Below are 10,537 nucleotides of genomic sequence, written 5' to 3'. Positions count from 1 at the left end.
AACGATGTCAATCTTTCAAGCTCACTAAGAAATTATTTGAATTATTTATTGAATATCGATTATTTACTATGCCTAATTTAGGCACTTATGAGGCTTTCTCTATTATCATTTAGGAGTAGTATAGAACCTGAATCTGTTAGTAATTCTATCAAGCCCCAGGTGATCACAAGTTAGATCAGATCATAATTAACAGTCGAGGGCTCACTTCTAGAAGTGAACCCTCGACTGAATAGATTTAGCCAGTTTTGTCAAAATTAGTAATTAATTAAAAATCCTATTACCCTTGATTTTTAATTAACATTACGTCTATAATATTTACAGCGGTTTCTTCTGATATCTCTAAAGCATGATAAAGCTCGTTCAAAAACTCTTCTTCATCATCGGTAATTTCTCCATCTGCTAAGATAATATCAGTGGCGATCGCAAAGGCTGTTCCTTGTAGTTCATAGGGGAGTGATTTCAGGGCTGCACTAAGAAGAGGATCAGAACCTTGCCGCTGCAGGAGCATCAAAAGTCGTTCAAACATTCTTGCCATTACATCAGCTGAGTAGCTCCTAAACAGCTGCATTCGAGATAAGGCAGTAATAATGGCTTGAACCTCAGAATTAGTCGCGTATCCGTCAGCAGCACCAGCAGTTAATGCGATCGCAGCAAAGGCTTCAGCTGGTCCGAGTGTTATTTGGCTGTGTTGACGACTAATTGAAATTTTGTCAAACAGACCCATTGTTGTTGTCTCTTGGAAAAGTACCTTAGTTAATACCAAGATGACATTGGTGACCGCAAATGGAATTAGTGGAAATACTGAACTTGTGACTAGACTTTGCGAAAGTTTTCTGTTTCACCTCAAGCAGGGCTATAGTTAATCTGGTTAATCTGACCGATAAACTAGAGTCAATCTCCATCAAGGATAATCACCCCTGTGGCACCAGTAACCCCCGACGTAAACCAGCGAGTTCAGGAACTGCGGCGACTGTTGCAAAACGCTAGTTATGCCTACTATGTCCTCGACAATCCCATCATGGCAGATGCCATCTACGATCAACTCTACCGGGAACTGCAAGAGCTGGAAACAGAGTATCCTCAGTTAATAACTTCTGATAGTCCAACCCAGCGGGTAGGAGAAAAACCAGCTACTGGTTTTGTTTCCGTGCGCCACAATATCCCACTCTATAGTCTGGATAATGCCTTTAACCTTGAGGAATTTAAGCAATGGCAAGAACGATGGCAGCGTCATATTTCTGGTGACATTTCCCAAAACTCAGAAGTCAATACTGAAGACGTTTGTGAACTCAAAATTGATGGTTCAGCATTAGCACTGACCTATGAAAAGGGGATTTTAGTGCGGGGAGTGACCAGAGGTGATGGGTCCACAGGAGAAGATATTACTCAGAATGTCCGTACTATTCGCTCCATTCCTTTGCGGCTGAATCTAGACCAACTTAATCTAGACCAAAATCTAGACCAACCGCCAGCCTTAGTAGAAGTGCGTGGTGAGGCATTCTTACCCCTGGATGTATTTGAGAGGATTAATCAGGAACGAGCACAAGCAGGTGAGCCATTATTTGCTAATCCTCGTAATGCCGCTGCTGGTACATTGCGACAATTAGAGCCCCGAATTGTTGCTCAACGAAAATTGGCTTTCTTTGCTTATACCTTACATATTCCGAATCAGGATAGTAGTGAGGAGTACACCATCCCAATGCCCAATTCCCAATGGGATGCTCTAGAGTTGCTGCAAAAGCTTGGTTTTCCGGTGAATCCCCATCCCAAATGTTGTACTTCCTTACAGGATGTTCAGGATTATTACAATCATTGGGATGCGAAACGGAAAGATTTACCCTACCTGACCGATGGGGTAGTGGTGAAAATTAATGCTTTCCGGATACAAAAACAATTGGGGTTTACCCAGAAGTTTCCTCGTTGGGCGATTGCTCTGAAATATCCGGCTGAAGAAGCTCCCAGTCGTGTCGAAGCAATTACAGTTAATGTGGGACGCACCGGAGCAGTGACACCCTTGGCTATTTTAGAACCAGTGCAATTGGCAGGGACAACAGTACAACGGGCTGCCCTACACAATGGTGATTATGTTGCCCAATTAGATTTGCGAGTTGGGGATACGGTTATTGTACGGAAAGCGGGGGAAATTATCCCGGAGGTGGTACGTGTCTTACCAGAGTTACGTCCTGATCATGCTAAACCCTTCGAGATGCCTACCCATTGCCCTGTTTGTAATCAACCCTTGGTGCGTCCTAAGGGTGAAGCAGTGACTCGCTGTATTAATTCATCTTGTCCTGCTATTGTTAAGGGCACTCTCACCCACTGGGCAAGTCGTAATGCTCTTGATATTAATGGTTTGGGGGAAAAGATTGTAGAACAATTGGTAGACCAAGGCTTAGTGACATCTGTTGCTGACCTTTATGATTTAACCCTAGAGCAGCTGGTGTCATTGGAGCGTATGGGGCATAAGTTAGCCCAGAAGTTGCTAAATGCGATCGCAAAATCCAAAACTCAACCTTGGTCACGAGTCCTGTATGGGTTAGGGATTCGTCATGTGGGTAGTGTCAATGCTCAAACCCTTGCCCAGACTTTTCCTACCATTGAGCAGTTGGCTCAAGCAACCGTCACCGATATTGAGGGAATCTACGGCATTGGACCAGAAATTGCTCAGTCTGTCTGGGGTTGGTTTCAGATTTCCAGCAACCAAACCTTGATTACTCGATTGCGAGAGGCAGGTTTACAGTTAGAAGCCTCTACTAAAACTAGAGCGCTAGATAAAACCCAACCCTTAACCGGAAAAACCTTTGTGATTACTGGCACCTTGCCTACCCTCAAGCGTAGTGACGCGAAAGACTTGATTCAAAACGCTGGTGGTAAGGTTACTAGTTCAGTTAGTGCCAAAACTGATTATTTGGTGGTTGGGGAAGATGCTGGTTCTAAGTTAGAAAAGGCTAAAGAATTAGGAATTACCCAATTAAGTGAATCCCAGTTGTTGGACTTGCTTTAACTGAACCTATTCCAAACAAATCTACGTTAGCGATTCCCGATTCCCGATTCCCGATTCCCGATTCCCGATTCCCGATTCCCGATTCCCGATTCCCGATTCCCGATTCCCGATTCCTTTACTGTGGTTGCTTCAACCGGTCAGGTGATAGGGAGGGAGTAAGCCCAGCAAAAAACCCCGCGTCTGATGACCGGGGAGTGTTGACAGTGTCAATTGAAGGTTTAGCGGTAACGACGCTTGCGTCTGCGAGCGATCGCTTTGCGCTTTTTCTTTTCAATGGGAGTCTCAAAGTGACGTAGACGCTTCATATCAGCAAAAATTCCTGCTTTAGAGACTTGTCGCTTAAATCTACGCAGGGCTGACTCAATACCTTCATTTTCACCGACAACCACTTGGGTCATACTAAATTAATCCTCCTAAATTTGAACAAAAAATTCTACCTATACTATCATACAATTATACTATCTAGCAATATTGCTGATAACAAGACGTGACAGGATATTACCCAGCAGGGTGAATACCCGACAGAATCTGCCTGGGTGATTATACCTTGACACTCCCCGTCCTAGAAGAACGGGGATTCTTGCTTCAACGAGCCAACTTGCTCAACCAGACCGGAATCAGGAAGAGTAGAGGTTGATTCTCCGCAAGCGTTCGGATCAATGATCCAAGTTCCGGTGTGCCCCACCGTACTCAAGGCTCTTGTTCTAATGTTGATGGCGGCGTTGTGGTCTCTGTCTAGTTCGCACCCACACTTGCAAGTATGAGTTCGAGTTGATAGCGACTTTTTGACCACTTCACCACAACTAGAACAGTTCTGGCTAGTGTAGGCAGGATTAACTGCAACGGTTATTCTGCCAAACTTGACGCCAAAGTGCTCCATCCATTTTCGGAACTGATACCAACCTGCATCATTAATAGACTTAGCAAGACAATGATTTTTTGCTAGATTTTTTACTCTTAAGTCTTGCCTTCGGCACGCTGCGCGAACGTAGGCGACCAAGTCGTTAGACCGGATTACGCAACGTGCGAGTCTCTTGGCATGTTCTTCACGTTGCCTACTTATCTTGAGATGTGTCCTGCCTAATCTATTAACGGCTTTTTTACGGTTGGATGAGCCTTTCTTTTTTCGGGATACTCGACGCTGATAGAACTTAAGGCGCTTTTCTCCCTTTCGATAAAACCTTGGGTTAGGTTCAGTATTCCCATCAGAATCAGTGTAAAAATCTTTAAGTCCTACATCCAGTCCGATAGTTTTACCGGTTGATTCTAATTCTTCATTGATATCGACTGAAACGCAGAACTGGACATAGTACCCATCTGCTCGCCAAACTATTCTAACCCGCTTAATTTGTTTCTTATCAAAGCGCCACAAGTCCCATTTACCCTTGAGTTTAAGCTTCCCAATTCCTTTTTTATCTGTGAAAGTGATTGATTTTTTATCAGGGGACAATTTCCCTCCTGATTGCTTATACTCAACCGATCTCACCTTTTTCTTGAACTTGGGAAACCCTTTCTTTCCGGGTACCTTTTTCTTGCAATTGTCGTAAAATTTCGCGATTGATGACCATGCTCGTTCGGACGCGGCCTGACGAGCACTAGAGTTCAACTCATTAGCAAAAGGAAACTGTTTGGCCAAAACCTTGCAATATTTGCTAAGGTCGTACTTCCCAGTTCCTTTGTTGTCCAACCACAAGCGAATACAGCTATTACGGATAAACTTCACTGTCCGAATAGCTTCGTCTATAGCTGAATATTGGTGTTTTTTGCCCCATGCTTTGAACTCTAGAATGATCATTGACCTAAGGTCACGCTCCGCGAACGAAGATCGATCTGTTTCGATAAACTCCAAAATTAACATGCTTGGCGACAACTGTCAATATAGATTCTAAAAAAAAAAGCCGTCCTAGAAGGACGGGGCTTTAAACCCAATATTTTTGGTAAAAATACTGGGATAAAAAAATTATTTAAAAAATTAGGGTTGATTAAGATGAAGGTAAGCTATAAGCTATCAGCAGCTAGCTATCAGCTATAAGCTATCAGCAACCAGCTATTATGCAAAGGCTGACGGCACCTTAAGTAGCGTGGCTGAACGCGCACGCATGAGCTAAAAGCTCAGGGCTGACGGCTGACGGCTGACGGCTGATTGCTTACGGATGAAGTTTAGCGATCGCATCTTCAATCAACTCAACTCCTTGGTCAACCGTCTCTATTCTACTGAGTTTCTTACGCAATTCCCCTGCTCCGGGAAACCCTTTCGCGTACCAACTCATGTGTTTCCGGGACTGATAAATACCCCGCTCCCCCTTATAGTGCCATAGACCTTGTAAATGCTCCTTAGCACATTCAAGCAGTTGTACTGGTGTGGTTGGGGGTAACAGTTGTCCGGTTTTCAGGAAATAGTCTATTTCTCCGACTAGAAAGGGATAGCCCAGGGTTCCCCGAGAACACATTACCCCATCAGCACCGGTTTCTTCCAAGCAGCGCACTGCTGCATCGACGGACAAAATATCCCCATTAGCAATCACTGGGATAGACAGCACATCTTTTACCCGCTTAATCCATTCCCAGCGAGCCGAGCCATTATACCCCTGGTCACGAGTACGGCCATGGAGGGTCAACATCTGAGCCCCGGCATCTTCCATACGTTGGGCAAATTCTACCGCATTGATCTCCTGATCAGTCCAGCCAATACGGGTTTTGACCGTTACAGGTACCTCCACTGCCTTGACTACTGATTGTACAATTGCTTCTGCCGTTTCTGGATCTCGCAGTAAGGCAGACCCGCCACCATTTTTAGTAATTTTATTAACAGGGCAACCCATATTGATATCCACAGTATCTGCCCCTTCTGCCACTGCCCTTTGTGCCGCTTGAGCCAGAAATTCCGGGCGACAGTCGAATAATTGGATACTGATCGGTTTTTCTAATGGGTCTACCTCCATAATCTTGGGCAATTCTCGGAGATACTTTAACTGGCTAGCATGAACCATTTCGGTATACATCATCGACTCAGTGGCGTAGCGACGCACTAGGCGACGAAAGACCAAGTCGGTTACTCCAGACAGGGGTGACTGTAACACCCGGCTGTTGACCTCAACTGACCCAATTTTTAGGGGTGATGCTAACCGTTGCTGTAATTGTGGAGATAGAACTGGCATTGGTAATGGTGTTGTTTCCGTCGTGATTACCTAATCTAATTTTTGAATTAGGTAAGGTACAATTTTTTGGGTTTTAGGGAGCAGGGACTTCGGAGCAGGGAGCATGATTTAATAGTAAACAGGGAATGGGAAACAGGGAATAGCTAAAAAAAAAATGTGTACCTCATTAATATGAGAAGCGATAGCTCTATGTTTGATCAGTCTGGGAAAACTTTTGTGATTTATAACTTCTCTAACTCTTGTACAAACGGCGATCGCTTCTATATTTTCTAAGAAGAATCAGAAAATATAGCTAAATCTCAACAACTTTAACTTTTTGACTGTAACAAGAAAGCGCGATCGCCATCTCCGAGAATGACAGAACACAGATATAGCGCTGATCATACTTAGCTGATCATACTTATAGCAGTTCTTAATTATGAATCCTCATCTCCCCATCTCCCCATCTCCCCACACCTCTCTATCTCCCCATCTCCCCACACCTCTCTATCTTTCCCTATTCCCGACTCCCGACTCCCATTTCAGTTTTCTCAACTGCTCTCAAGACGGCAAACACAACTGATTTGTTACGGTTCACACCAATCCCAACAGCCGTTAATTTTCGTAAATTAGACACAGGCAAGGCAAGAAAAAGGGGTCAGGAAAAAAACATACATGGGTTTTGACCATAGCAGTCCTAATTCAAACGTGACGGAAATCAGAACTCTGGGTGGATTCTTCCCCAACTTCGGTGATCTTCCCTATGTTCCGACTATCACACCTAATCGAAAATGGCGCTGATTACCCATAACTTTTTTCTTTCCTGCTGCCCCTTGACCGAGAAAATCAGTAGATAATCGGTTATCGAAGAGGGGAGTTTGTTCGCGTAGCGTGGCCTTTGGCCAGGGTAAAATTCATCCCCGACCTAATAGGACGGGGTATTCTTTTCCCCTCAATGGCGTTAATAAACGAAAAAACTGGGTATCGATCCTACCCGGCTACCCCCGGAACGTTCGCGCAGCGTGGCCTACGGCCAGGGAAAGTTACGCCCATGGACTTAACAGCCACTTAGTTGGTTGTGCCTGGGAATCCCCATCCTCTTAGGTTGGGGAGGTTCAATCAATCGAGAACCGTCCCATCTTAGGTTCGGGAAACCACCCTTCATTAGACTGGCAAATAAAGTTCAGTATAAATAATGGTAATCCAACCGATGGTATAAAAACTGGCAACGGTTATTCCTTGAACCAATCTGACGGATCCTTCTCTAATCCTCTCCTACCCTACCAGTATTTGTAGTTATAGGCACCCGGAACACTCTTATGGCAAAAGTTGTTGGAATTGACTTAGGTACAACAAACTCCTGCGTAGCAGTAATGGAAGGTGGTAAACCCACGGTTATTGCTAATGCAGAAGGTTTTCGGACAACCCCTTCAGTCGTAGCTTATGCCAAAAATGGCGATCGCTTAGTGGGTCAAATCGCTAAGCGTCAGGCGGTGATGAACCCCGAAAACACTTTTTATTCAGTCAAACGCTTCATTGGACGTAGATACAGTGAAGTCACCAACGAGGCTACCGAAGTATCTTACAAAACTCTCAAGGTTGGTGATAATGTCAAGCTAGATTCCCCAGCTCAAGGAAAGCAATTTGCGCCAGAAGAGATATCAGCTCAGGTGCTGCGCAAGCTGGTTGATGATGCTAGCAAGTATCTTGGGGAAACCGTTACCCAAGCCGTCATTACTGTGCCAGCTTACTTCAATGACTCCCAGCGTCAAGCTACTAAGGCAGCGGGTAAGATTGCTGGTGTTGAAGTGCTGCGAATTATCAACGAACCGACCGCAGCGTCTCTGGCTTATGGTTTAGACAAGAAGAGCAACGAAACTATCCTGGTGTTTGACTTGGGTGGTGGTACCTTTGACGTCTCTATTCTAGAAGTAGGTGACGGGGTATTTGAAGTGTTAGCTACTTCTGGTGACACTCACCTCGGTGGTGATGACTTCGATAAGAAAATTGTTGATCACCTAGCCAAAGAGTTCCAAAGCGCAGAAGGGATTGACCTACGTAAGGACAAGCAAGCTCTACAACGTCTGACTGAAGCCGCAGAGAAAGCCAAGATTGAGTTGTCTAGCGTTATGCAAGCTGACATTAACTTGCCTTTCATCACGGCTACCCAAGAAGGGCCTAAGCACCTGGATATGACCTTGACTAGGGGTCAGTTTGAAGATATTTGCTCTGACTTAATCGACCGTTGCCGCATTCCGGTAGAGAATGCCATCAAGGATGCCAAACTCGATAAGAGTGCCATTGATGAGGTGGTCTTGGTTGGTGGTTCTACTCGGATCCCTGCAGTGCAACAGGTGGTCAAGAAGGTACTTGGCAAGGATCCTAACCAAACCGTTAACCCAGATGAAGTGGTAGCGGTAGGTGCTGCTATCCAAGGTGGTGTATTGGCTGGTGAAGTCAAGGATATCCTACTGTTGGATGTCACCCCCTTGTCCTTGGGTGTGGAAACTCTCGGTGGCGTGATGACGAAACTGATTCCTCGCAACACCACTATCCCCACCAAGAAGTCAGAAACCTTCTCTACTGCTGTGGATGGTCAGACCAACGTAGAAATCCATGTTCTTCAGGGTGAGCGGGAAATGTCCTCTGACAACAAGAGTCTGGGAACCTTCAGATTGGATGGTATTCCCCCTGCACCCCGTGGCGTGCCTCAGATTGAGGTAACCTTTGATATTGATGCCAACGGTATCCTGAATGTTACCGCTAAGGACAAGGGCACTGGTAAGGAACAGTCGATCAACATTACTGGTGCGTCCACCCTATCCGATCAGGAAGTAGACCGGATGGTCAAAGACGCTGAAGCTAATGCAGAGGCTGACCAAGAGCGTCGTGAGAAGATTGACCGTAAGAACCAAGCTGATTCTCTGACCTACCAGGCCGAGAAACAGATTAAAGAACTCGATGATAAATTGCCAGCAGCTGATAAGGAGAAGATCGAAGGGTTGATCAAGGACCTGCGAGAGGCAATTACCCAAGAGGATGATGAGAAAATCAAGACTCTGACCACTGAGTTACAACAAGCTCTCTACAGTGTTAGTGCTAACCTGTATCAACAAGCTGAGGGGGCTGCTCAGCCTACTGATGCTGGCGCACCAGGTCCTGATGCTGCTGCTTCTGGTAGCTCCGGTGGTGATGATGTCATTGACGCTGAGTTTTCTGAAAGCAAGTAGGGGTTTAGGTAAGCTATCAGCGGTCAGTGGTCAGCGGTCAGCAGTCAGCGGTCAGCGGTCAGCGGTCAGCGGTCAGCGGTCAGTGGTCAGCGGTCAGCTTTCCGTAACTCAGATAAAAAAAACGGTTACCTGTTTTATTATCAAACTGATAGCTGATAACTGACTAACTGATAGCTGATAGCTGATGACTGATAGCTGAATACTTACATGGCTAATAGCTAATGGCAGATAATCCTAAACCTTAGTCTATCCTTGTCTAAAGTCTAATAAAGGTTGATGAGAATTTGATTACTCGTCAACCTTTTGCTTATTGGATTTTAGGGAGTAGGAAGTAGGGAATAGGGAATCGGTAATCGGAAAAAAATTATCACAATTACAACAGGGATTGCTATATGATAAATTAGTAGCTAAAGTCTAGGCAAAAGGCAAAGGGCAAGAGGCAAGAGTCGTCACTTAGTAGAATTGATGAATAATAGATTAGATCAGTACTTTTAGGCAAAAAAGTAAATCTTTAAAATAGTTTCTCGGTGACATTTTTAAAACATCAAAACATCAAAATACAACCAAATTTTGCCTCTTGCATCTTCTAAATTCCCGATTCCCGATTCCCGATTCCCTACTCCCTACTCCCTAAAAACATTACCCAACTGAAAACGCTATTGTGGATAAACAAACGATTGATTCAATTCAAAACCTTCGCTACCAAGCTGCATCGTTGCTAGTTTATCAATCAGTCTTGAGTGAAGGGGTAGGTTTAGCTTTTTTGAAACTATTAGAAGCTATGGTGAACAGTGATGTGGATGACATCCGTTGTTTAAAGGCTTATGGTGAGTGGTTTCAAGGGTTAGCTAGCCAAAACGAAAGTTGGCAAAATTATCTGTTTAGACAAATCCTTAGGGCTGATAATTCCTTTACCAGGCAAGTGCAAAGTTCTGAATTAGAAACATTACCACCAGCATTGGTAGAGGCAGCTCGTCATGACTTACAAGCTTTACAAAATATCTATAATTGCAGCAGTAAACAACTTTGTAAGTGGGTCAAAAGGTAAGCATTCAGGTGTAGAGATTGACAAAGTCACCCCACTCACTTCAAAAGCGGAATCAGAGACAATTCGTGAGAACGCTGCCTGACTGCTAAGGACACAGCCTGACTCAGGAACTTTATGG

Annotated in this window: 9 protein-coding genes; 5 read left to right on the top strand and 4 right to left on the bottom strand. The window is 44.7% G+C overall.

The window, feature by feature from the left end; genetic code table 11:
* Window positions 1-277: 277 nt before the first annotated feature.
* Complete coding sequence (locus F6K46_RS35380; RefSeq protein WP_293067071.1) at window positions 278-724, bottom strand: tellurite resistance TerB family protein; 447 nt, start codon at window positions 722-724, stop codon at window positions 278-280.
* 195 nt (window positions 725-919) lie between these two features.
* Here F6K46_RS35380 and ligA point away from each other — a divergent pair, with 195 nt between their 5' ends.
* Entirely contained in the window at window positions 920-3,004 is a 2,085-nt protein-coding gene (gene ligA / locus F6K46_RS35375) for an NAD-dependent DNA ligase LigA (RefSeq protein ID WP_293067068.1), read from the top strand.
* Between the two features lie 218 nt (window positions 3,005-3,222).
* Here the strand turns inward: ligA and rpsU are convergent, their stop codons facing one another.
* From rpsU to dusB, 3 genes are all read right to left on the bottom strand, one after another.
* Window positions 3,223-3,402 carry a 30S ribosomal protein S21 gene (rpsU, locus tag F6K46_RS35370; protein WP_008186741.1) on the bottom strand — a complete coding sequence of 60 codons (180 nt, stop codon included), beginning with the start codon at window positions 3,400-3,402 and terminating at the stop codon, window positions 3,223-3,225.
* Window positions 3,403-3,566: 164 nt separating this feature from the next.
* The gene (locus F6K46_RS35365; RefSeq protein WP_293067065.1) at window positions 3,567-4,799 is read right to left on the bottom strand and encodes a transposase; all 1,233 of its coding nucleotides are present in this window, start codon (window positions 4,797-4,799) and stop codon (window positions 3,567-3,569) included.
* A gap of 352 nt (window positions 4,800-5,151) precedes the next feature.
* Window positions 5,152-6,162 carry a tRNA dihydrouridine synthase DusB gene (gene dusB, locus F6K46_RS35360; protein ID WP_293067062.1) on the bottom strand — a complete coding sequence of 337 codons (1,011 nt, stop codon included), beginning with the start codon at window positions 6,160-6,162 and terminating at the stop codon, window positions 5,152-5,154.
* Between the two features lie 418 nt (window positions 6,163-6,580).
* On the opposite strand from dusB, the gene F6K46_RS35355 reads away from it, so the two are divergent.
* From F6K46_RS35355 to F6K46_RS35340, 4 genes are all read left to right on the top strand, one after another.
* Window positions 6,581-6,724 (top strand): hypothetical protein, encoded by a 144-nt coding sequence (locus F6K46_RS35355; protein ID WP_158069471.1) that lies wholly within the window; start codon window positions 6,581-6,583, stop codon window positions 6,722-6,724.
* 736 nt (window positions 6,725-7,460) lie between these two features.
* Window positions 7,461-9,371, top strand: a complete 1,911-nt coding sequence (dnaK, locus tag F6K46_RS35350) for a molecular chaperone DnaK (protein ID WP_293067058.1) — start codon at window positions 7,461-7,463, stop codon at window positions 9,369-9,371.
* The gene (locus F6K46_RS35345; protein WP_293067055.1) at window positions 9,334-9,534 is read left to right on the top strand and encodes a hypothetical protein; all 201 of its coding nucleotides are present in this window, start codon (window positions 9,334-9,336) and stop codon (window positions 9,532-9,534) included. The genes dnaK and F6K46_RS35345 overlap by 38 nt, the downstream gene beginning before the upstream one ends.
* A gap of 498 nt (window positions 9,535-10,032) precedes the next feature.
* Window positions 10,033-10,419, top strand: a complete 387-nt coding sequence (locus F6K46_RS35340) for a hypothetical protein (RefSeq protein ID WP_293067052.1) — start codon at window positions 10,033-10,035, stop codon at window positions 10,417-10,419.
* Window positions 10,420-10,537: the final 118 nt, after the last annotated feature.

The sequence above is a fragment of the Moorena sp. SIO3E8 genome, from assembly GCF_010692445.1.
GTDB classification, from domain to species: Bacteria; Cyanobacteriota; Cyanobacteriia; order Cyanobacteriales; family Coleofasciculaceae; genus Moorena; species Moorena bouillonii.
The sequence above is the reverse complement of the archived record's forward strand: the minus strand, read 5'-3'. Positions and strand labels throughout refer to the sequence as shown.